Origin of the sequence: Caballeronia sp. ATUFL_F1_KS39 (assembly GCF_023630985.1) — a bacterium.
GTDB lineage: Bacteria > Pseudomonadota > Gammaproteobacteria > Burkholderiales > Burkholderiaceae > Caballeronia > Caballeronia zhejiangensis.
The window spans coordinates 185,019-207,797 of the sequence record NZ_JALQDZ010000035.1; the positions used below are offsets into that span (position 1 = coordinate 185,019).

General features: G+C 64.8%; 20 protein-coding genes. 9 read left to right on the plus strand and 11 right to left on the minus strand.

What is annotated here, in order from left to right; genetic code table 11:
• Nucleotides 1-59: 59 nt before the first annotated feature.
• Together NCR93_RS15970 and NCR93_RS15975 are read left to right on the plus strand one after the other, a co-directional pair.
• A complete protein-coding gene (locus tag NCR93_RS15970; protein ID WP_008353620.1) occupies nucleotides 60-491 on the plus strand; it encodes a response regulator in 432 nt (143 codons plus the stop codon).
• Nucleotides 492-812: 321 nt separating this feature from the next.
• A complete protein-coding gene (locus NCR93_RS15975; RefSeq protein WP_008353619.1) occupies nucleotides 813-1,088 on the plus strand; it encodes a hypothetical protein in 276 nt (91 codons plus the stop codon).
• A 106-nt stretch (nucleotides 1,089-1,194) separates the two neighbouring features.
• Here the strand turns inward: NCR93_RS15975 and NCR93_RS15980 are convergent, their stop codons facing one another.
• Entirely contained in the window at nucleotides 1,195-2,148 is a 954-nt protein-coding gene (locus NCR93_RS15980) for a chemotaxis protein (RefSeq protein ID WP_008353618.1), read from the minus strand.
• 286 nt (nucleotides 2,149-2,434) lie between these two features.
• On the opposite strand from NCR93_RS15980, the gene NCR93_RS15985 reads away from it, so the two are divergent.
• The 3 genes from NCR93_RS15985 to NCR93_RS15995 all read left to right on the plus strand — a co-directional run bounded on the left by NCR93_RS15985 (nucleotide 2,435) and on the right by NCR93_RS15995 (nucleotide 4,838).
• The gene (locus NCR93_RS15985; protein ID WP_175979204.1) at nucleotides 2,435-2,875 is read left to right on the plus strand and encodes a CBS domain-containing protein; all 441 of its coding nucleotides are present in this window, start codon (nucleotides 2,435-2,437) and stop codon (nucleotides 2,873-2,875) included.
• Between the two features lie 116 nt (nucleotides 2,876-2,991).
• Nucleotides 2,992-3,990, plus strand: coding sequence for a diacylglycerol/lipid kinase family protein (locus NCR93_RS15990; protein ID WP_175979205.1), 999 nt, complete (start codon nucleotides 2,992-2,994; stop codon nucleotides 3,988-3,990).
• Entirely contained in the window at nucleotides 3,987-4,838 is an 852-nt protein-coding gene (locus tag NCR93_RS15995) for a metallophosphoesterase family protein (protein ID WP_008353615.1), read from the plus strand. Before NCR93_RS15990 ends, NCR93_RS15995 begins: the two co-directional genes overlap by 4 nt.
• Here NCR93_RS15995 and NCR93_RS16000 read toward each other — a convergent pair.
• Nucleotides 4,822-5,217: a PPC domain-containing DNA-binding protein gene (locus NCR93_RS16000; RefSeq protein WP_008353614.1), complete on the minus strand. Its 396-nt coding sequence runs from the start codon at nucleotides 5,215-5,217 to the stop codon at nucleotides 4,822-4,824. The genes NCR93_RS15995 and NCR93_RS16000 overlap by 17 nt on opposite strands.
• A 104-nt stretch (nucleotides 5,218-5,321) precedes the next feature.
• Between NCR93_RS16000 and NCR93_RS16005 the strand changes: the two genes are divergently transcribed.
• Together NCR93_RS16005 and NCR93_RS16010 are read left to right on the plus strand one after the other, a co-directional pair.
• Nucleotides 5,322-5,711, plus strand: a complete 390-nt coding sequence (locus NCR93_RS16005; RefSeq protein WP_175979206.1) for an MAPEG family protein — start codon at nucleotides 5,322-5,324, stop codon at nucleotides 5,709-5,711.
• Nucleotides 5,712-5,727: 16 nt separating this feature from the next.
• Nucleotides 5,728-6,402, plus strand: coding sequence for an alpha/beta hydrolase (locus tag NCR93_RS16010; RefSeq protein ID WP_175979207.1), 675 nt, complete (start codon nucleotides 5,728-5,730; stop codon nucleotides 6,400-6,402).
• A gap of 653 nt (nucleotides 6,403-7,055) precedes the next feature.
• On the opposite strand, the gene NCR93_RS16015 is transcribed toward NCR93_RS16010, so the two are convergent.
• From NCR93_RS16015 to cobA, 9 genes are all read right to left on the minus strand, one after another.
• Complete coding sequence (locus NCR93_RS16015; RefSeq protein ID WP_241484858.1) at nucleotides 7,056-9,071, minus strand: ATP-binding response regulator; 2,016 nt, start codon at nucleotides 9,069-9,071, stop codon at nucleotides 7,056-7,058.
• A gap of 250 nt (nucleotides 9,072-9,321) precedes the next feature.
• Nucleotides 9,322-9,480: a hypothetical protein gene (locus NCR93_RS16020; protein WP_160172890.1), complete on the minus strand. Its 159-nt coding sequence runs from the start codon at nucleotides 9,478-9,480 to the stop codon at nucleotides 9,322-9,324.
• Between the two features lie 163 nt (nucleotides 9,481-9,643).
• Complete coding sequence (locus NCR93_RS16025) at nucleotides 9,644-12,439, minus strand: Hsp70 family protein (protein WP_175979208.1); 2,796 nt, start codon at nucleotides 12,437-12,439, stop codon at nucleotides 9,644-9,646.
• On the minus strand, nucleotides 12,440-14,332 hold the full coding sequence (locus NCR93_RS16030) for an Hsp70 family protein (protein WP_250532260.1): 1,893 nt from the start codon (nucleotides 14,330-14,332) through the stop codon (nucleotides 12,440-12,442).
• Entirely contained in the window at nucleotides 14,329-14,925 is a 597-nt protein-coding gene (locus NCR93_RS16035) for a DUF2760 domain-containing protein (protein WP_175979210.1), read from the minus strand. Before NCR93_RS16035 ends, NCR93_RS16030 begins: the two co-directional genes overlap by 4 nt.
• Nucleotides 14,926-15,204: 279 nt before the next feature.
• A complete protein-coding gene (locus NCR93_RS16040; RefSeq protein ID WP_175979211.1) occupies nucleotides 15,205-15,690 on the minus strand; it encodes an adenosine-specific kinase in 486 nt (161 codons plus the stop codon).
• A gap of 45 nt (nucleotides 15,691-15,735) precedes the next feature.
• The gene (locus tag NCR93_RS16045; protein ID WP_175979212.1) at nucleotides 15,736-16,857 is read right to left on the minus strand and encodes a CmpA/NrtA family ABC transporter substrate-binding protein; all 1,122 of its coding nucleotides are present in this window, start codon (nucleotides 16,855-16,857) and stop codon (nucleotides 15,736-15,738) included.
• A 15-nt stretch (nucleotides 16,858-16,872) separates the two neighbouring features.
• Complete coding sequence (locus tag NCR93_RS16050; RefSeq protein ID WP_034471835.1) at nucleotides 16,873-17,445, minus strand: ANTAR domain-containing response regulator; 573 nt, start codon at nucleotides 17,443-17,445, stop codon at nucleotides 16,873-16,875.
• Between the two features lie 72 nt (nucleotides 17,446-17,517).
• Nucleotides 17,518-18,285: a uroporphyrinogen-III C-methyltransferase gene (gene cobA, locus NCR93_RS16055; protein ID WP_239295021.1), complete on the minus strand. Its 768-nt coding sequence runs from the start codon at nucleotides 18,283-18,285 to the stop codon at nucleotides 17,518-17,520.
• 618 nt (nucleotides 18,286-18,903) lie between these two features.
• Between cobA and NCR93_RS16060 the strand changes: the two genes are divergently transcribed.
• Complete coding sequence (locus NCR93_RS16060) at nucleotides 18,904-20,229, plus strand: MFS transporter (RefSeq protein ID WP_008353599.1); 1,326 nt, start codon at nucleotides 18,904-18,906, stop codon at nucleotides 20,227-20,229.
• Between the two features lie 12 nt (nucleotides 20,230-20,241).
• The gene (nirB, locus tag NCR93_RS16065; protein WP_175979214.1) at nucleotides 20,242-22,764 is read left to right on the plus strand and encodes a nitrite reductase large subunit NirB; all 2,523 of its coding nucleotides are present in this window, start codon (nucleotides 20,242-20,244) and stop codon (nucleotides 22,762-22,764) included.
• Nucleotides 22,765-22,779: the final 15 nt, after the last annotated feature.

Genomic DNA, 22,779 nt, shown 5'->3' on the forward strand with positions numbered 1-22,779 from the left:
TGGCGGCGGGCGGGCGCGAAACATGCTGTTGGGCAATCGTATGTTTCCGTCGAACGCCCATGCCCCTGTACTTGCATTCTCCTCATTGCGCGCTTTGGACGAATCGCAGCGTCGATGTCGACCGCGATTCGTGGCGCATCCTCATCGTCGACGACAACGCCCATAGCGCAGAAGCGCTTTGCGCCGCGCTCGAAGCGGAGGGCTTCGACACGCGTTTTGCGTTGTCCGGCGTCGATGCGCTCCATACGATCGACAACTGGGTGCCGCACATCGTCATTCTCGATATCACGATGCCGGAACACGACGGTTTCGCAACCGCGCGCGTGCTTCGCCGTATCGCCCGCACGCGCGACGCGGTGATCATCGCGTTCACGGCGCTCGGTGAGGACATCGTGCGGGCGGAGGGCATGCATTCCGGATTCGACGGTTATTGCCAGAAGGGCAACCCGCCCACGGAACTGCTCCGCCTGATCGGACGGCTCGTTCACTGAGATAACGCGGGATGTCGTTCGCGCTAGCGGGAAATTCGCACGCCCGTACGCTAAATAATTGTTCGTTCCCCGCTAAACGAAGCAGCCGAGCGCGCCGCTTGTCAACACGCGCAATCGCCCGCCAGGCGGACGTTTAGGACGATTTGAACGATCGTGCGGCCAACTATTGTTGGTCCATATCGAAAACTGAATTGAAATTTATGGAGATAAAAAAGCGATAGTAGGGGTATACACTGCATTCCATCGACGTAGCAGACAGTTTCTCGCAAGACCGCTGCGGCGCTTTCTGATTGAACGTCAACCGTCTTTGGAGCTCACACTATGAAACGCAATCTTCTCGCTACCCTTCTGATCGCCGCTACCGCCACGCTCGCCGCTCCCGCTTTTGCAAGCGGCTACGGTCCGGCTCCGTTCTACCGTCCGGCTGTCGGCGCGCCGACGTCGCAACAAGGTCCGAGCGCACAAGCGATCGCCGCCGAAGAAAACGCGAACGGCACGAGCACGACCGCTTTCGGCGGCTCGCGCGACGCGCTGGCTCAGTCGGGCACCCGCACGCAATCGGCCAACAAGGCTCAGTCCGTCTTCTTCGGTCAATAACCGGTTCGGCCAGCCCGGCTCATCCGCCGGGCCGACAGGCTGAAAGACTGATTCGGCGCGCGCCGCGCAGGCTCAAAAGGTCTGCGTTGCGCGCGCCGAACGCGTTTCAGGCCGCGAGCGCGCCGCGCATCACGTTCGCGAGCTCCGACGCCTCGAACTTCGACACATATGCGTTCGCACCGACCTTGCGTACGTGCTGCTCGTTCGCCGATCCCGACAGCGACGAGTGAATCACCACCGGAATGTGCATCAGCCCCGTCTCCGCCTTGATGCGGCGCGTGAGGGTGAAACCGTCCATTTCGGGCATTTCCAGATCGGTGAGCACGAGCGCGATGTGATCCGCGACCTCGGTGCCGTCCTTCTCCGCCTTTCTGAGCGCCGCTTCCAGTACGTCCCACGCTTCCTGGCCGGTTTTGGTCATCACGAAGGGCACGCCCATCGCCGTGAGACTTTGCTCGATGAGCGCCCGCGCGACGCCCGAATCGTCTGCCGCAAGCACGCGCGCGCCCGGCTTGAGCTGCAGCCGACCGGTGTTGGCCTCGGTGATATCCGTTTCCTGCGACGGCAGCACATCACGCACGATGCGCTCGACGTCGAGCACCTGCGCGAGCCGCGAGCCGTCGACGTTGCCATCGAGCCGCGCGAAACTCGTCACGGTCTTGCCGCCCGAGTGCGATTCCGCCGACAGCACCTGATTCCACTCGAGCCGCACGATATCGTCGACTTCCTCGACCGCGAAGCCTTGCGTCGTGCGCGCGAATTCGGTGACGAGCAGAATTTTCGGACCGTTTTTCGGCCGGCAGCCGGTGATGCGCGCGAGATCGATCACGGGAATGATCTGGCCGCGGATATCCGCGACGCCGAGAATCTCCTCGCTCGAACCGGCGACGGCGGTGATCGTCGGCATCGCGAGAATCTCGCGCACCTTGAACACGTTGATGCCGTACAGCTCCCGTTGCTCCGAGCCCGGCGACTCGCCGAGCCTGAACAGAAGCAATTCGAACATGTTGCTGCCCGCGAGCCGCACGCGCTGCTCGATATCCTGTTGTGAACTGCTCACCTCGTTCTCCCTCTAAGCGATGCCTTCGTGTGTTTGCCGGTGGCTTCACTTTCCACCAGATGCCTGATTAGCGGCATTAATCGGCGAAACTGAAGGCATGCGTGACGACGCGCGAGATGAAACGCGCGGCGCACGTCTCGCGCGGCGCCGGTGATCTATACTTTTTTTGAATGGTCGGGTTAATGCCGATGAAGGCATCGCGCGCGAGGCTTTACGCTGCATACAGGCGCAAGATTACCCGTCGCCCAGGCGCAACAACGTTCCCCGCTCATAACGGAGGCGCTCGATGGCAACAGTCGCACAGGTTCTGAATTCGAAACCCGACCAGACGGTCTTTACCGTTCCAGCCACGGCGTCGGTCTTCGATGCAATCAAGCTGATGGCCGACAAGCACATCGGTGCGGTGATCGTCACCGAAGGCGACGAGATCGTGGGCATCATGACCGAGCGCGACTATGCGCGCAAAGTCGTCCTGATGGACCGCGTCTCGAAGCACACGCCGGTGCGCGACATCATGACGTCGCACGTGCGCTACGTGCGCCCCGACCAGACCACCGACGACTGCATGGCGCTCATGACCGACAAGCGCATGCGTCACTTGCCGGTGATCGACAACGGCAAGCTCATCGGCATGATCTCCATCGGTGATCTGGTGAAGAACATCATGGCCGAGCAGCAGTACACCATCCAGCAGCTCGAGTACTACATTCGCGGCGAGCACACTTGATTGCCGGCGATCCGGCTGTAAGCATTTCGTTATAATCGGCAGGCTTCGCCTATGAGCGCGGAGCCACGCTCGTCGTGCGCGATCCGCGCGCGCGGAGCATCGAGGGAGCGCCGCCGATGACACCGACTGCCGCATCCGCATCTCCATCCGCCGACACCGCAAAAACGCTCGCCGCCGACGCGCCGTTCTTCATCGTGATGAACGCGGGCTCGGGACGCCGTCAGTCCGACGCGACCCGCAGCCTGCTCGAAAGCGAACTCGGCGCGGCCGGGCGACGTTTCGAATTGCGCGTCGTCGACGATCCGCGCGGTCTCGCGGACGTCGCGCGCGAAACCGCGGCGGCGGCGTGCCAAGCGGGCGGCGTGCTCGTCGGCGCGGGCGGCGACGGCACGCTTTGCACGGTCGCGCACGCGGCGCACGACGCCGGCTGCCCGTTCGCGGTGCTGCCGCGCGGCACGTTCAACTACTTCAGCCGCGACCACGGCATTCCCGCCGATCTCGAGCAATCGACGAAACTTCTGCTCGACGCGCGCGCCTATCCGGTGCAGGTCGGCTTCGTGAACGCGCGCATGTTTCTCGTCAACGCGAGCCTCGGGCTTTATCCGCGCTTGCTCGAAGATCGCGAAATCTACAAGCGGCAATTCGGGCGCAGCCGGCTCGTCGCGCTCTGGTCGGCGCTTTCCACGATGCTCAAGCCGCATCGCCATTTGCGTCTGCATATCGATCACGATGGCAGCACGACCGAAATTCGCTCGTCGACGCTCTTCGTCGGCAACAACCGCCTGCAGATGGAGCAGATCGGCATGCCGGACGAAGCGCGCGCGCTGGAACAGGGCTTGCTCGTCGCGATTGCGCCGCGGCCGGTCGGACGGCTCATGCATCTGTGGCTGTCGCTGCACGGCGCGGCGCGGCGTCTGTCGGATTCCGATCACGTCGTGAGCTTCACGTTCGAGCGCATCACGGTGACGCATCCGTCGAAGAAGCGCAGACTCGTCAAGATCGCGACGGATGGCGAGGTCGCGAAACTGCAGATGCCGCTGGAATTTCGCGTGTCCGACAAACCGCTTTTCCTGCTCAAGCCTGAGCCGACAGTGGCCGAAGCCAATCGCTCATGACCTTGCTGTTGCAGATTTCCGATACGCATTTCGGCACCGAGCGGCCGCCGGTGGTCGCAGCGCTCCTGCGGCTCGCCGATGCGCTCGCTCCCGATCTCGTCGTGCTGTCCGGCGATATCACCCAGCGCGCGCGCAAGCGGCAGTTCGCGTCGGCGCGCGCGTTCGTCGATGCGCTCGGCGCGACGCCGACGCTCGTCATCCCCGGCAATCACGACATTCCGCTTTTCGATCCGCTCGCGCGGCTGTGTTATCCGTACGCGAATCATCAGCGCGCGTTCGGCGCCGATCTCGAACCGGCGTTCGATTCGGCGGGGCTGCTCGTGCTCGGCGTGAACACGACGCGGGCGTATCGTCACAAGGACGGCGAAGTGTCGATGCAGCAGGTGAGGCGCGTCGCCGCGCGGCTGGAGGCGGCGAGCGCGGCGCAGTTGCGCGTCGTGGTCACGCATCAGCCGGTGGCCGTCACGCGCACTCAGGACGAAAAGAATCTACTGCACGGACGCGAGCGCGCGGTGCCGCGCTGGGCGCGTGCGGGCGCGGACCTGATTCTCGGCGGGCATATTCATCTGCCCTACGTGTTGCCGCTGCACGATACCTTCGCGGGACTCACGCGCCGCATGTGGGCGGTGCAGGCGGGCACGGCGCTGTCGTCGCGCACGCGCGGCACGATCGACAATTCGGTGAACGTGATCCGCCACGACGCAAGCGTTGGCAATGGCGACGGGCGTCGCGCGACGGTCGAACGCTGGGACTATTCGGAGACGACCGAAGCATTCGAGATGATCGCGCGCCACGATCTCGCGCTCGGCGTCGCGCAACCGACGGATGCTGTCACGTCGCCCGGATGACGAGTTCGGCGAAGCCCGTCGCGGCATCGTGCTCACGCGTGTAACGTTCGCCGGGCAGATGCGCGACGATGATCTCCGCCGTCGTCCGCACGATGCAGCCCGGCGTGACGTGGCCGCCGGAGACGCGGCCATCGGCATCGGCGATGCTCATGTGCAGGTGCGGGCCTTGCGCTGACAGCGTGCCGGCGAGCGTGACGATTTCGAGATCGCCGCGCAATTCAACGGCTTCGTCGCGGCCCGCGTAGCGCAGACGCGCGACGTTCAGGCTGCCGATGCCCTGAAGGACGAACGCGGCGGAGAGCGCGTGCGCGCGGAAGGCATGATCGAGCGCGGCGCGCAGATCGTCGCCGGGCGACAGACGAAGGGTCATCGCATGCATGGATGAAGGACTCGTAGAGGATCACGTTCAAGACTACACGCTGGCGGATCGCGGTGGCATCATGGGCGCGGTCCGCCGTGGCTATTTCTTACTGTGGAGACGCCATGAGTTTCGAACTGACGATGCTTGCCTGGACGCTCGTGCTCGCGCTGGTGCAAGTGTTGCTCCCTGCGGTCGTGCGCAACCGCGAAGTCGGCATCAGATACCAGGCCGGCCCGCGCGATGCCGCCACGCCGCCGCCCGGCAAGCTTTCCGGACGGCTGATGCGGGCGCAGTCGAATCTGTTCGAGACGCTGCCGATTTTCGCCATTGCGGTGCTGATCGTGCACGTCACGGGGCGCGAGAACACGCTCACGCACTATGGCGCGCTCGCGTATTTCGTCGCGCGTCTGGTCTACGTGCCGCTCTACGCTGCCGGCGTGCCGTTCGTGCGCTCGCTGGTGTGGCTGGTGTCGGTCGTGGGCATCGTGCAGATTCTCGTTCCCATCATCTGACGAGGAGTGAAGGGCAATGACCGATCAAGCTTCGACCATCGAGATCGAAACCGCGCCGAATCCCAAATTCGCCGTGATCCTGATGCACGGCCTCGGCGCCGATGCCAACGACTTCGTGCCGCTCGTGCCCGAATTGCGTCTCGCCGATGCGCCCGCGATCCGCTTCGTGTTTCCGAACGCGCCGGAGATCGCCGTGACGGCGAATAACGGCTATGTGATGCGCGCGTGGTACGACATTCTGTCGTTCGAGGGCATCAACCGGCGCGTGGACGAGGCGGGCATCGTCGCTTCGGTCGGGCGCGTGCGGGCGCTTATCGAGGCGCAGAACGCGCGGGGAATTCCCAGTGAGCGCATTTTTATCGCGGGATTTTCGCAGGGCGGTGCGATGACCTATCAGGCGGGGCTCACTCATCCCGAGAAGCTCGCTGGGTTGATCGTGCTGTCGGGCTACATTCCTTCCGAAGGGCTAATCGATGAATCGCTTTCCGAAGCGAACCGATCGGTTCCCATCTTTGCCGCGCATGGGAGCTTCGATGATGTGCTCAATGTGGCTCTCGGTGAGCAGGCGTGCGAATTCGCTCGCGGGCAAGGGTGTGAGGTCGAATGGCATGCCTATCCTATGGCGCATTCGGTTTGTATGGAGGAGGTTGAGGCGTTGCGGGCTTGGTTGGGGGGGCGGTTGCGGGGGTGAGGTTTTTTTTCGCCGGATCCCGTTTTCGTGTCGGTCTATTAGCGTTGCCCCTGTGCGGGGCGGCACTCACTTTCTTTGCTGCTGCAAAGAAAGTAAGCAAAGAAAGCAGCTTTCAGGCCCGCGGTCACACGCAATTTGGGTAGTCCTCTCGTCCTCGATGGCACTCGCCTAAAGAGTGCCCTCATCACAATAACGGGACTTGGATCGCGCACGGTCCGCCGCCCGAATACGTTGAGCGCGCTGGTTCAGCACGAAAGAGCTTCGGCACAGCGCTACGCGCTGCCGCCGGGTATGCAAGGGAAACCAAAGGGCGGCGATTGCAGTGAGATGGAGACGTTAGTAGCGGAGCACATGCATCCCCGCTTGACCGGTCGGCCGCGAAGCGGGCCGGAGCTATTTGGTGCTGAACCAGTTTGTTGTGTGGTGCGATGTGACAGACCGTGCGCGAGCCAAGCCCGATGGGGTGTTTGGGGGCACTCTTTAGGCAGCCCACGATGGACGAGAGGACTACCCAAATTGCGTGTGACCGCGGGCGTATCGGAAGCTGCTTTCTTTGCTTACTTTCTTTGCAGCAGCAAAGAAAGTGAGTGCCGCCCCGCACAGGGGCAGTGCTAATAGACCGACGCGAAACCGGGATCCGGCGAAAAAAAGACTCACGCACCCGAGTCACAAAAACCAGCAATCAAAGCAAGCATCCCACGCCGCAATTCCCCAGGACTAACGGGCTTGGAAAGCACGTCCTGCTCACACGCGAGCGGCACGATACACGCGGCCGGTTCACCGGTAACGACGAGACAAGGACAAGGCCGCCCAAGCCGCGTCGCACCGAGCATCGCCACTTCCCGCGCGGTCTTGGCATCACGCAGTCGAAAGTCGGTAATGATGAGATCCGGAAACCGCTCGATATCGCCGAGAATCGTCTCGAACTCCTCGAAGCTCGCCGCCGAGTCATAAAGCACGCCCCATTGCGACAGCAGCGCTTCGGTCGACGCCCGCACGAGCCCATCGTCCTCGACGAGCAACACATAACGCCCCTTGAGCTGCGCCATTTCCGCCGCCTCGGAACGCGCCGGCGCTCGCGCCGACGGCGTGTCGGGCGACGGTCCGCACAGCGGCATTTCGAGCGAAAAGCGCGAGCCGCGCCCTTCGGTGGACTTCAGTTCGATGCGATGCTGATCGAGCATCGACATCACCGCATTGACGATCGACAGCCCGAGCCCCAGCCCCTTGTCGCGATCCTGCTCGGGATTGTCGACCTGAAAGAACGGCTGAAAAATCGCATCGAAATAATCGGCCGGAATGCCGATGCCGTTATCCAGCACGTCGATACGCGCGCGCGTCGGCGAACGCACCACGCCGACGATCACGGTCGGCTTCGAAGTCTTGCTCTGATCTGCATACTTGATCCCGTTGGACACCAGATTGGCCACGGCGCGCCCGAGCCAGTGCGCGTCGCTGCGCACGCAGACGACATCGTCCTTCGGCAGCCGCAGGCGCAATTCGACGCCGCGGCTCATCGCGAACGGACGCAACTGCTCGGCGGCTTCCTCGACGATCTGTCGCACGTCGAATACGTGATAGCGCGGCACGACGCGCCCCGATTCCAGCCGCGAGAGATCGAGCACCGCGTTCAGCAGCCGCGCGAGGATCACGGACGAACGCCCGCACTCGTTGATGAGCCGTTCGGCCTGATCGAATTCGCCATTGCGGATGGCCTCGGCCGCCGCCTGCAGGAACAGATTGAGCGCGTGCATCGGCTGACGCAGATCGTGCGTCGCCGCGGCGAGGAAGTTGGATTTCTCGCGGCTCGCGGTCTGCGCGGCGATCATCTGCTGTTCGCGCAGCGCGAGCAGCGCGTTGGTCTTGTTCTCCTGATCCTTCTTGGAGACTTCGAGCTCGCGATTCTTGCGGCCGAGCGAAACATTCGCGGTGCGCAATTCGTCGTTGAGGGAAGCCAGCGCGCGCTCCGAACTATAGCGCTCGCGCGAGACGCGCTCGGCGTGCGTGCAGACGCCGTGCCCCACGACCACGACGTTGAACATATAGAAGAGCCCCGCGAAGAAATCCTCGGGGTTGAGCAGATGAATCGTCACCTGCAGCACCACGATCGACGCCAGCGTGATGATGCCCGCTGTCAGCGCGACGCGAGAGCGCAGATAAAAGAAACTGAACTGGAAGAACAGCGCAAGGCACAGCCCGATGAAATGCTGCGTGTAGTTATAGGGCGCGGGCGTGATCGCGACCATTGCGAGGATCAGGCACAAGAGCCCGTAAATGCCCGTCAGAATGATGCGTTGCGCGGTGGCGTGCGAGCGGAACGACGGCCGCAGCACCAGCACGCCGACAAAAAACAGCAGCGCGATGCCCGCGAAGCGCAGCGCGAGGATGTCGGGCAGGCGCGAATCGAGCGCGCGGTTGCCCCGCGCGAAGCTGAAGTCCCACCAGAGGAAGCACGTCCAGATGGCAAGCGCGAGCAGCGTCGACGCGCGCCGGAATGCGCAGAAGCGCTGGCTGTGGTCTTCGAGAAACTGCGCTTCGAGGACGGGATCGGAAAACGGCGCCGGAATCGAGAGATTGCGCACCAGGCTCGCGCCGGCCTCGCGGGCCGCCGAGAGAAGAATGCCTGGATTGCGCACGCCGGCGGCGCGTTGCGGTACGGCCATCTTCATGCTCGCTCAGGGAATCGGGATATCTACTTTAGGCCAACGCGGTCAGACAAATACGCCTTTTTTTAGCAATCGGCCATTATCTCCGGCAATTATTGCGCTTTTTTGGCGAGTTGCGAGGGCACGCGGCGAGACGGAAGGAAGGAGGAAGGGAGCCGATCGGCGGGCGTTTGATCGTTTGCCCGCCGATTCGAAGGACAGCCACAACGAATGCCCCCCGCACGATGACGAGGGCGGTCTCGAGGAGAACCGTTCAGCTTTTCGGTTTGGCCTTGGTGGTGCGCTTCGTGACCTGCGTTTCCTTCGCGCCTGCGGCCTTCGCGGGCGATGCCTTGCTGCCGGCCGTTTTCTTGCGGCTCGACATTTCCGTTTCTGCGGGTTGGCTCGCTTGAGCCTTGCGTGGGGATGGCATGTTGACCTCCTTCAGTATGTGTCCATATCGACACATTGATAACCATAGGATGCGGTCAGCCGGTATTCAAGACTCGGCGGGCTTCTCGCGCGGCGCATCGGCCAAAAAACTTCTGAGAGCGAAGCATTTCGCCCGATGCCCGCAACGAGCGCGACGAGCGCGATCAGTGGATGAGCTTCAGCCCCGCCGGCAGCGTTTCGCCGAACACGCGTCCGACGTCGGCGCGATCGAGCTCGACGGTCTCGCGGACCATCGCGATCCACGCCTGCGCCGCGCCCATCGTTTCGAGACGCTGCACGACAGCCGCGCGCGCATCGTCGGGCAGATCGCGCGAGCGGTCGCCGGTCATGCGCGCGATCTGCACGGCGGCGAACGCGGCGGGATCGACCTTCTTCCAGTCGAGCGCGAGGATCGCATCGAGCCAGACGACGGCGACCTCGGGCGGCACGACACCGTGCGCGCTGCCGTAAAAGGGCGCGCGGGCGCCGATGCGGCCCAGCGCCCACCAGCTTTGCACGCTCTCCGAAGGCTTTTTCAGGCGCGTGAGCAGCCATTCGCCGACCTCGATCTTGCGCTCGACCGGCACGCGTTCCAGCGACGCCGCGAGCCGCACCATGTCCTCGTAGCCCGCGCGCGCAGCGCCCGCCGCCTTGCGATAGCGGCTCGTGCCGGGCGGTTGCAGCACGAAGGCCATGTCGTCGAGCAGCTTGAGTTGCGCCGCTTCGGGCAGGCCACCGGCCGCGCGGCGCCAGAGCGTCCACCATTCGGACCAGATCTGGCTTTCGTTGCTGTACTGAATGCCCTGATCGAAAAGCGTCCAGAGTTGCTCGACACGCCATTCGTCGAGCGGATGCCCGAAGCCCGGACGCATGCAGTAGCCCGCGAGATTGAGCCACAGACGCTCGTGATCGGCGGTGCGGCGGCGCTTTTTCGCGCGCTCGAACAGCGCGCCGAAGACCTCGCGCAAGAGTGCGATGTCCCAGGTGTCGCGCGGGCCGAGCGTCTGTTCGAGCTGCGCGCGCAGGCGTTTGACTTCCTTCGGCCCGACATCGTGCGACTTCGCGCCGAACGTGCGGTCTATCCGTTCGATGGCTTTCGGCAGCGCCGGATGCGATTCGCTCACGGTCTCGTCGGTCTGCGACGCCTCGCGGCGCAACTGGAATTCGAGCAGCCAGCGTTGCGCGGGATCGTCGACGGCGATGCAGTGCATCTCCAGCGTGCCGACTTCGGTGAGCGAGGTCGTCAGCTGAACCGCCGTTTCGCGCGCTCGGCCCTTGCCGGCGGCATGCGGATCGACGACGGTCGCGATCGGCGGCAGACGGATGAAATCGCCCGATGCGGCCGCGAGGTCTGCGAGCGCGCCCGCTTCGTAAGCCGTCTCCGACACCGACGACGCCAGGTGAAAGCGCACCGGCGCGCCGAGCGTGAGCGCGAAGGTGCGATCGGCGAGATGGATCGCCTGGCCTTCTTCGGTGCCGCGCGGCAGGACGCAGACGCCACGCATCGCGTTGGCATCGTCTTCGAGCAGCAGAAAGAAGCTGCGCGCCGAGCCACCGCCGATCTTCGGCGCATTGCCCGCGCGCGCGAGCGCGTAGGCGACCGCGCCGCGCGCGACCGCGACATCGGGATTGCCGTTCGCGAGCACGTTGACGGCTTCGCCGCGCCAGCCGGAAAGCGTATCGGCGATGCGGCGCGCGAGCGGAGCGGCGCGAAACACGCCGCCGTTCAACAGCAAGGTGTCCGGAATGGCGAGCGTTTCGGCGGGCGCATCGACGAGGCCGAGCGCCTTCTTCGCCTCTCCGGCATGCTGGCCGAGAAACGCCGCGATATGCCGCGTGATGGCCGCGTCGCTCGCATACGGCAGCCCGAATTCGACGATGCCGCCGCGCGAACGGCCGGGGCGATCGCTCGGGGCGACCATCGGAAAGAATCCTTCGACGATGATCCGCTCGATCTCGTCGCGCGTGACATCGGCCGAACGCGCGCCGCCGATCAGCTTCGAGCCCGCGCCGAGCAGCGTGATCGACGTGGATGCGGGCGCGTTGTCGCCTAGCAATTGCTCTTTCGCCGCGCGGCAGCGCTCGACGAGTTGCGACAGGCGTCCGGCGGAGAGACGCGCATCGCTGCCCGCGAGACGCTTCTCGACGAGATGCGCGAGCGCGAGATCCATGTTGTCGCCGCCGAGCATCAGATGGTTGCCCACGCCGATGCGCGTCAACACCGGCTCGCCGTTCTCCATCGCGACCTGGATGAGCGTGAGGTCGGTCGTGCCGCCGCCGACGTCGACGATCATCACGAGCCGCGTCGCCTTCAGATCATCCGCGAGCGTCGCGCGATGATGAAACAGCCAGTCGTAAAACGCGGCCTGCGGCTCTTCCAGCAGCCGCAGTTTTTCGAGTCCCGCCATGCGCGCGGCTTCGAGCGTCAGCGCGCGGGCGCCTTCATCGAACGAGGCGGGCACGGTCAGCACGACGTCCTGCGTGTCGAGCGGTGCATCCGGAAAGCGCTCGTTCCACGCCGCGTGGACGTGCGCGAGATAGCTCGCGCTCGCCATGACCGGCGAGATTTTTTCGACGTCGTCGCCCGCGCCCCACGGCAAGATGGCCGCGAGGCGATCGACCGCCGCGTGCGACAGCCAGCTTTTCGCGCTCGACACGAGCCGTCCCGGCACCTGCGCGCCGAGCATCCGGGCGAATCTGCCGATGACGGCGGGCGCTTCCATCTCGCCCCACGGCAATTGCAGATCCTCGGACTTGAGTTCGCCTGGCGCGAAGTGATAGCGCAGCGACGGCAGAAGCGGCAGCGCCGCGACTTCCCCCGCGCCGACGAGCTGGTCGATGTCGAACACGCGGATATCGTTCGAGCCGATTTCCGCGTACGCGACGACCGTATTGCTCGTCCCGAGATCGATGCCGACGCTGTACCGCGCGCCGGACACCTTTTTCTTGCGCCCGGACACTTACAGGCCCATGCCCTGATCCGCGCCCGCGTTCGCGCCGCCGCGCACGTCGAACTCGACCTTCCAGCGCTCGGACGAGCCGCGCGGAATCGCTTCGAGTTCGAGCGTGCCCGCTTCGGTCACGCGCGCGTGCAGCTTGACGGGCACGACCTCGCCCGGCGTGCGGCCTTCGGGCGGCAGCGACGCTTCGATCTCTTCGAGTTCCTGCAATTCGTCCGGTTGCCAGTAATCGAGCAGCGTGCCGACCTGATCCTGACGACGCACCGAGGAGCCGAAGAAGCGGAAATGCACCGGCTCGCCGACGACGAGCCCGAATTCCTGCGCGGGCAATTCGGCGTCCGTGCCTTCCTCCATGCCGAACGGCGCGACGCACAGCGCCTGCACGGGCGGCTCCAGTCCGGGAACGGCCGGCATCGCCGATTCGACCGCGACGTAGTACGCGCGCGCCGTGCCGCCACGGATGCGCACGCCCTTGCCGCGCCGCACGTAGCCGTAATAGGCCGCGCCGCGCGCCACCGCGAGATCGAGGTCCGCGCCTTCGAGCAGACGCGCGGCGGGCGCGTTTTCGGAGGCGAGCCATGAATTCAGCGTCGTCATCACGCGCTCGACGAGCAGCGGCGACTTGAACACGCCGCCGTTGAACAGCACGACGGTCGGATGCAGCAGCGTCGCGCCCTGCGGCGCCTGATGCTGCAAGCCTTCGACTTCCGCGAGCGCGTTGACCTGACAGCCGAGGAACGCGGCGAGATGGCGCGTGACGGCGGCGTCCTGCGCGTACGGCAGACCGAGTTGCGTGAGACCGACGCGCGCGCGCGAAACGGGGCGAGCTGCGGCATCGACTTGCGGGAAAAAGCCTTCGAGCAGGATCTGCGTGAGTTCGGCGCGCGTGAGTTCGGTGCGCAGCGACCCGCCGATCAGCTTCGAGCCGCGGCTCGGGACAACGAGCGGCACCGCATCGACGGACGGATCGGAAAGCAGCGCTTCCTTCGCCGAGCGGCACGCGTAGGTGAGGGCGCGCAACTGCCACGGATCGGGCTGCGTGCCCGATTGCGCGAGCTTGCGCGCGACGGTATGCGCGAGCGCGAGGTCCATGTTGTCGCCGCCGAGCAGGATGTGCTCGCCAACGGCCACGCGATGCAGTTCCAGATTGCCTTCGCGCTCGACGACCGCGATCAGCGACAAGTCGGTCGTGCCGCCGCCGACATCGACGACGAGAATCACATCGCCCACTTTGACCTGCTTGCGCCAGCCGCCCGACGATTTTTGAATCCAGCTATAGAGCGCGGCCTGCGGCTCTTCGAGCAGCGTCATGCGCGTGTAGCCGGCTGCGGCGGCGGCTTCGGCGGTGAGTTCGCGCGCGGCGGGATCGAAGGACGCGGGAATCGTCACGGTGACGTCCTGCTGATCGAAAGGCGCATCGGGATGCGCGTGGTTCCACGCTTCGCGCAAATGCGTCAGATAGCGCACCGAGCTTTCCAGCGGCGACACGCGCTCGACTTCCTCGGGCGCATCGGACGGCAGGATTGACGCGCGGCGATCGACGCCCGGATGGCACAACCAGCTTTTCGCGCTGGAAACGAGGCGGATCGGCGTGCCCGCGCCCCGGCTGCGCGCGAGTTCGCCGACGATGAACCTGCGCTCCTGCGTCCACGGCAGCGTGAGATCGCCGGGCGCGAGCTCGTTCTCGTGCGGCAGATAGAGAAACGAGGGCAAAAGATCGCGTTCTTCGGCGGCGCCGGGCGCGGTCAGTTGCGAGATGGGCAGCACGCCTTGCGCGGTCTTTTCGCCGTCGCTCGCGCTCATGTCGACGTAGGAGAGCGCGCAATGCGTCGTGCCGAGATCGACGCCGATCGAGTAGCGCGCCGAGTTATCGTTCGCTTGAATGTCGCTCACAGTTCCACCTCCGCGGGCGCGACGATGCTCGCATCATGGGACGGCGCGAGCTTCGGCAGGCGCGTCTCCTCGACCTTCCATCCACGATGGCTGATGCTGCCCGAAAAGGGCGGCTTGCCGACGACGTTGCCCGTCAGCCGGATGGCGGCGGCATCGAAACCCTCCTGCAGCGTGATGCGCGTGCCTTCCGCTTCGGTGCGCACGGGCTTGACCGTGAAATGCTCGCGCAGCACGTTACGGCAGCCGTCGTGCACGAGGCGGGCGGCCGCGCCGATATCGGCGTCGCTGTAATTGACGATGTCTTCTTCCACGAAATCGATGAAACGCGCGTCGCGCTGCAAAAGGCCGAGCAGTTGCAACGCGGCGACCGGGCTCGCCTCCTTCAGCGCGGACGGCGCGGGTTGAACCGGCGCGGCGGCAGGCTTCGGCGCTTCGGCTTTGAAATCGGGCGCGGCTGCGGGGGCTTCAGGCGCTTCGGGCGCTTCGCGCAGGCGCTGCACGCGGCCCGCGAACGATGCATTGCCGAGAATGCCGAAGAAGGCGCCGAAGGCAATGCTTATCCTGCCGAAAAAGCCTGGATTCATGTCGGTCATGTGATGCTCCTGTAGGCCGCGCGAGGACGACCCTATCCTCGGGCGGCGCGGGTGGCCGGTGTTCGGTGCCGTATCGGCGGGGTGATGCCGGGAATGTCTGCCCGTGCGGCTTTTCAGAAAAGGCACGAAAAACGCCAACGGCCTTTATACCGTATCCCGATATTTTCCATGATGTCGCGCCCCGGCCGGGAAAATCGCTCCGGATGGGCGCGCGGCGGCGGGCCTCATTCTCGCGATTTGCGCCGTCAAGTCAAGGCGCGGCAGGCTTCGCGGCGCGCTTCAGGCCTTGTAGCCGATCTTGCGCAGCAGGTCGTGGCGCCACTTCACGTCGTCTTCGCTTTCGACGCCAAGCGGCGGGAACCCGTCCACCACGCCGACGATCCCGCGTCCCTGATCCGTCTGCGCGACAAGCACCTGCGTCGGATTGGCGGTCGCGCAGAAGATACGGCACACCTCCGGCACCGCCTTCACGGTATTGAGCACGTTGACGGGAAAAAAGCCGTCGCCGAGCACGACGATGAAGCTGTGTCCCGCGCCGATGTTCTGCGCGTTGCGCGCGGCCAGCTCGACGCCATGCTCGTCCGTGCCCGACGTGCGTACGAGCCGCTTGCCCGACGCCTCGCAGAACGCGAGTCCGAAGCGGATGCCGGGCACCGCGCCGACGAGCGCCTCGTGCAGATCCTCGACCGTCTTGATGAAATGCGACTGACCGAGGATGAAGTTGGTGTCCTCGGGCTTGTCGATGGCGATGGCGAGCAGTTCCATGGCGGATCTCCGGTGCGCGCTGGAAATTCCATGGTAGGCGCTTTTCTACGCGCGTATTTCGAACCCCGCGAGATACGCCGCCGCATCGCCGCCGTCCCAGACGCGGCCATCGCAGAACGTCGCCGCGCGCCGTTCACCGGGAATCGCAATGCCCGCCGCCTGCGCTGCCTCCCGATAAAGCGCGGTCTGATTCACGCTCGCCGCGATGGCCGCATCGTCGATATCGGCGCCGAGCATGCCCCAGCGCCGGTATTGCGTAATGAACCAGACGCCGTCCGATACGCGCGGATAGTTCACCGCGCCTTCATCGAAGAAACGCACGGGCAGCGCGCGCGCATCGCCGCCATCGGATGTGGCGAGGCGCGGCTCGATCAGCGCGCGCGGCACGCCGAGCAGCGCGGACGACGACAGCGCCCCGGCGATCTCCTCGCGATGCGCCCGCGTATCGAGCCAGGCGCACGCATCGAGCATCGTGCGAACGAGCGCGCGCGCCGTCGCGGGATAGAGCGCCGCGAAATCGCGCCGGCACGCGAGCACCTTCTCCGGATGATCCGGCCAGATCTCGCTCGTGTACGCGACCGTCCTGCCCGCGTCGCGCGCCTCGGCGACGGCGTGCCACGGCTCGCCCGCGCAGAAGCCGTCGAGCGCGCCCTCGACGAGCGCATCGGCCATGCGCGGCGGCGGAATCACGATGCTCTGCACATCGCGCAACGGATGCACGCCGTGCGCCGCGAGCCAGTAATACAGCCACATCGCGTGCGTGCCGGTCGGAAAAGTCTGCGCGATGACCGGCGGCCGCCCGAGCGAATGCAACGCTTCCTTCACGCTGGCGCCGTTCCTGATCGCATCGGCCAACGGACGCGACAGCGTGATCGCCTGACCGTTGCGATTGAGGACCATCAGCACGGCCATGTCCGCCTGCGGCCCGCCGATACCCAGTTGCACGCCGTACACGAGGCCATAGAGCGCGTGCGCCGCGTCGATCTCGCCGGACAGCAGCTTGTCGCGCACGGCCGCCCACGACGGCTGACGGCACAGCTCGATCGAGATGCCATGACGCGCGCCGAGATCGCGCAACGCGGCGACGGCGAGCGGCGCGGCATCGGAAAGGGCGACGAAGCCGAGCCGCAGATGCGTGCGTTCGGGTTGGGAGGAAGTGATGTTCATGAGATGTCGATAAAGCTAGAGCAGATCGGCCATCGAAAGCAATTGGCGCGCGATCTCGGCGACCTTCACGCCCTGATCCATCGCGCGCTTGCGAAGCGCCGCATAGGCTTCGTTTTCGGACATGCCGCGCCTGTCCATCAGAAGACGTTTCGCGCGGTCGATGACCTTGCGCTGCTCCAGTTCGTCCTCGACCTTCGCGAGCCGCTGACGCAACTGCGCTTCATGCGCGAAACGCGCGAGCGCGACTTCGATGATCGGCGCGAGACGCTCGGGCGCGAGTCCTTCGACGGAATACGCGGTGACGCCCGCGCCCACTGCCGCGCGAATGAACTGCTGATCCGCGTCGTTGCTGAACATCAGCACGGGACGCGGCGCGGCCTTGTTCATCACCGCGAGCTGTTCGAGCGTGTCGCGCGAGGGCGACTCGGTATCGATGATGACGACATCGGGCTTCTGGCTCTCGACGGCCTTGTGCAGCGCCGAAGGCGCGGCCGCTTCGGCGAGCATGTCATAGCCCATGCGCGCGAGTTGCTCGCGCAAATCGCCTATGGGCTTGTCGGTGTCGGTGACGAGAAGAACGCGAAGCATGCGGGAAGCGGAAGCGGTCATGCGAGGGACGCTTGAGACTTTAACGCGCCGTCCGCGCTTTGAGAACCCGCTTTACGCGGCATGAGCGAAGCCTTTGGCGCTTTGCATATGCGCCGCGAATTCCGCCGCTTCGCCGATCGCACCGCCGATCAGAATCACCGCCGGACTGCCGAGGCCGGCAGCGTTGGCATCATCGGCAAGACGATCGAGCGTCGTCACGAGCCGCTTTTCCTGCGACGATCCCGCGTGCTGCACGACGGCCGCAGGCGTGCTCGCGGGCAACGTATCGAGCAACGATGCCGTCAGACTCGCGATGCGGCTCATGCCCATATAGATCGCGAGCGTGGTGCCCGTTGCGGCGAGCGCGGCCCAATCCGGCTGACTGTGATCCTGCATGTGCGCGGTGACGAACGTCACGCCCTGACAATGATCGCGATGCGTGAGCGAGATGCCGAGTCCAGCCGCCGCCGCGAATCCCGATGACACGCCATTGACGATATCGACCGGAATATCCGCCCCGCGCAATGCGGCGATCTCTTCGCCCGCGCGTCCGAAGAGCAACGCGTCGCCGCCTTTCACGCGCACCACATGCAGTCCTTTCTTCGCGTATCGCTGCATGAGGCGCTGAATGAAGGCTTGCGGCGTGGACTTGCATCCGCCGCGCTTGCCGACGCGAATCACGCGCGCGTTCGGCGCAAGCGTGACGATGTCGGCGTTGGCGAGATCGTCGACGAGAAGGACGTCGGCGGCGGCGAGCGCCTTCGCGGCGCGCAAGGTCAGCAAGTCCAGATCGCCGGGGCCCGCGCTCAACAGAGTGACTTTGCCTTTGATGGTGCTCATCGTTGCTTCCTGAGTCTGCGTGCTTCGTATGTGAGGCATCGGCGCGGCAAACGCAGATAGCGTCCGCTCGTGTCGCTGCACGATGGGGACGCCTTTGTCCTTGCTTTCATGTATCGGGGCGCCGCGAACGCCGTTGCTCGCAGCGCTTTCGACAATGCAATAAGCGGGCCATTGGTCGGATAAGGCTTCGAGCACGTTATCCGCACTGTCGTTGTGCGCGGGCGGCACCGCGAGGGCGCATGGGCGCTTGCTCGATGTGAATGCGTGCGTTAACCGTGCAGTACAAAGTGAGGAGCGTACGAAGCGATCGCTTGCACGTTCGCACGGCATCAGTGCTGCGTCGCACCATCCCTGTGCCCGCCTGCATCGAAACATGACGTGAAGCTCATGCGCGCAGTCCGTGCATATAACGCGCAAAGCCTTGCGCGACAAGCGTCTGAAGTCGATGCGGCGCGCATGGCATAGGCCTTGCCTTATGTCTCGCCATCGGATCAACGGCGATCCGTCCTGAATACAGCGCCCGGCAAGTGAAAAACATGCGGGCATCGGACAACGGCGTCCCCCGCATCGGCTTCCCGGCCCATGCGCGGGACGCCTTTCTTTTTTTGCGGAAAGACGATGGACAAAGCCACCCGGATCGATCTCTTCAGCATGCGCAGCGCGCCGATGCGCGCCTTCCATCTCACGTGGATGGCCTTCTTCGTATGCTTCTTCGCGTGGTTCGCCTGCGCGCCGCTGATGCCGCTCATCAAGCGCGAATACGGACTCACGGCGGATCAAGTTGCGAACATCAATATCGCGGCCGTCGCCGTGACGATTCTGGTGCGCCTCGTCGTCGGACCGATGTGCGATCGCTTCGGCCCGCGCCGCGTGTATGGCGCGCTGCTGCTCGCGGGTTCGGTGCCTGTCATCGGCGCGGCGCTCTCTACGGGCTACGACAGCTTCCTGTGGTGCCGTCTCGCGATCGGCGCGATCGGCGCGAGCTTCGTCATCACGCAGTACCACACGTCGGTGATGTTCGCGCCGAACGTCGTCGGCACCGCGAACGCAACGACTGCCGGCTGGGGCAACGCGGGCGCGGGCGCGGCGCAGGCGATCATTCCGCTTCTCGTCGCGGCAGCGATCGCGCTCGGCGTGGGCGAAGCATCGGCATGGCGCGTCGCTTTGATCGTGCCGGGCATCGCGATGCCGGTGATGGCCTTCTTCTACTGGCGCTATACGCAGGATTGCCCGCAAGGCGACTTCGTCGCGCTGCGCCGTGCCGGCGTCGCGATCGACGGCGGCAAGAAGGGCGGCTGGCAGAGCTTCCTGACCGCGTGCTCGAACTATCGCGTGTGGATGCTCTTCGTCACGTACGGCGCGTGCTTCGGCGTCGAAGTGTTCATCCACAACATGGCGGCGATCTATTACGTCGATCACTTCGGCCTCTCGCTCGCGCAAGCCGGCATGGCGGCGGGCAGCTTCGGTCTGCTCGCGCTCTTCGCCCGCGCGCTCGGCGGCTGGCTCTCCGATAAAGCCGCCGCGAAGAAAGGCCTCGATATCCGCGCGACCTTGTTGTTCGCGCTGATCGCGGGCGAAGGCATCGGCCTCTATGCGTTCGCGCATGCGCCGAGCGTCGTGCTCGCCATCGTCGCGATGCTTGCGTTCGGCCTCTTCACGCACATGGCATGCGGCGCGACTTACGCGCTCGTGCCGTTCATCGATCGCAAGGCGCTCGGCGGCGTGGCTGGCGTGATCGGCGCCGGCGGCAACGTCGGCGCGGTCGCAGCGGGCTTCCTGATGAAAGGCCTCGGCAACGCGCAAGCCACGCTCTCGATGCTCGGCGTGATCGTCGCGACGACGGCGCTCTGCGCGCTCGCCGTGCGCTTCTCCCCCGAACACAAGGCACGCGAAGCGGCACTGCGCGAAAGCGCGCTCGCAGCCAATAACGTCATTGCAAACTGAGAAGGCCCCGTCATGAAAATCGTCGTCATCGGCCACGGCATGGTCGGCCACAAGTTCCTCGAATGTCTCGCCGAGAGCGGCAACGAAGCGCTCGACGTGACGGTCCTGTGCGAAGAACCGCGCGCCGCGTACGACCGCGTGCATCTGACCGAATTCTTCACGGGCAAGAGCGCGGATGATCTCTCGCTCGTCGAAGAGGGCTTCTTCGAACGTTCGGGTTATGCGCTGAAACTGAATGCGCGCGCGGTGTCGATCGATCGCGCGGCGCGCACGGTGACGGCTTCGACGGGCGAAGTGCTCGCGTACGACAAGCTCGTGCTCGCGACCGGCTCCTATCCGTTCGTGCCGCCCATCGAAGGCCGTGATCGCGACGGCTGCTTCGTGTATCGCACGATCGAAGATCTCGAAGCGATGCAGGCATGCGGCGCGCGCTCGAAGACGGGCACGGTCGTCGGCGGCGGTCTGCTCGGTCTCGAAGCAGCGAAGGCGCTGCGCGACATGGGACTCGAAACGCATGTGATCGAATTCGCGCCGCGCCTGATGGCCGTGCAGGTCGATGACGGCGGCGGACGCGTGCTGCGCGCGAAGATCGAGGAGCTCGGCGTCACGGTTCATACGGGTAAGAACACGCTTGCGATCGTCGATGGCGAAGGCGCGGCCAACCGCATGAATTTCGCCGATGAGACGCATCTCGACACCGACATGATCGTGTTCTCGGCAGGCATTCGTCCGCGCGACGACATCGCGCGTGCAGCGGGTCTCGACATCGGCGCGCGCGGCGGCATCGTGATCGACGACGCCTGCCGCACGAGCGACGAAGCGATCTATGCCATCGGCGAATGTGCGTTGTGGAAGGGCCAGTTGTTCGGCCTCGTCGCGCCGGGTTACGACATGGCGCGCATCGTCGCGAAGCAGATCATCGGCGAGGAAGCGGCGTTCGCGGGCGCGGACATGAGCACCAAACTCAAGCTGATGGGCGTCGATGTGGCGAGCATCGGCGATGCACACGGCAAGACGCCCGGCAGCCGGACGTATCAGTACAGCGACGAGCGCAAGCAGGTCTACAAGAAGATCGTCGTGTCCGACTGCGGCAAGTTTCTTCTCGGCGGCGTGATGGTCGGCGATGCAGCGGAATACGGCACGCTGCTGCAGATGATGTTGAACAAGATCGAGTTGCCCGAAGCGCCCGAGTTCCTGATCCTGCCGTCGAGCGATGGAAAAGCGAAGCCCGCGCTCGGCGTCGAAGCCTTGCCCGATGCGGCGCAGATCTGTTCGTGCAACAACGTAAGCAAGGCTGAAATCTGCGCGGCTGTCTGCGCGGGCGCAACGAGCATTGGCGCGATCAAGTCGTCGTGCAAGGCGGGCGCATCGTGCGGCGGCTGCGTGCCGCTCGTCACGCAAGTGATGAAGTCGGAGATGAAGCGGCAGGGTCTCGCGGTGAACAATCATCTGTGCGAGCACTTCCCGTATTCGCGTCAGGAGCTTTATCACATCGCGCGCGTGGAAGGACATCGCACGTTCGGCACGCTGCTCGCGAAGCACGGCAAGGGACGCGGCTGCGATATCTGCAAGCCTGCCGTCGCGAGCATTCTTGCTTCGTGCTGGAACGAGTTCGTGCTGAAGAAAGAGCACGCGAGCCTGCAGGATTCGAACGATTACTACCTCGCGAACATCCAGCGCGATGGCACGTACAGCGTCGTGCCGCGCATGCCGGGCGGCGAAGTGACGCCCGATGGCTTGATCGCGGTCGGCCAGGTCGCGAAGAAGTACGGCCTCTATACGAAGATTACGGGCGGCCAGCGTGTCGACATGTTCGGCGCGCGCGTAGAGCAATTGCCGTTCATCTGGGAAGAGCTCATCGCGGCGGGCTTCGAATCGGGTCATGCGTATGGCAAGGCCCTGCGCACCGTGAAGTCGTGCGTCGGCTCGACGTGGTGCCGTTATGGCGTCGGCGATTCGGTCGGACTCGCGATCGAACTGGAGAATCGCTACAAGGGTCTGCGCACGCCGCACAAGATCAAGTTCGGCGTGTCGGGCTGCACGCGCGAGTGCGCCGAAGCGCAAGGCAAGGACGTCGGCGTGATCGCGACGGAGAAGGGCTGGAATCTCTACGTATGCGGTAACGGCGGCATGAAGCCGCGTCACGCCGAGCTTATCGCGTCCGATCTCGATCACGACACGCTCGTGCGGTACATCGACCGCTTCCTGATGTTCTACGTGCGTACGGCGGATCGCCTGCAACGCACGAGCGTATGGCGCGACAACCTCGAAGGCGGACTCGAGTATCTGATCGACGTCGTCATCAACGACAAGCTCGACATCGCCGCCGAGCTCGAAGCGGAGATGCAACTCGTCGTCGATACCTACGAGGACGAATGGAAGAAGGCCGTCACCGATCCGCATACGCGCAAGCGCTTCCGTCACTTCGTCAACAGCGAACAGGGCGATGCGAACGTGACCTTCGTGGAAGAGCGCGGCCAGATTCGCCCCGCCACGCTCGAAGAGCGCAAGTCGAAGCTTGCCGAAACCGTTTAACGCGTGAGGAAAAAC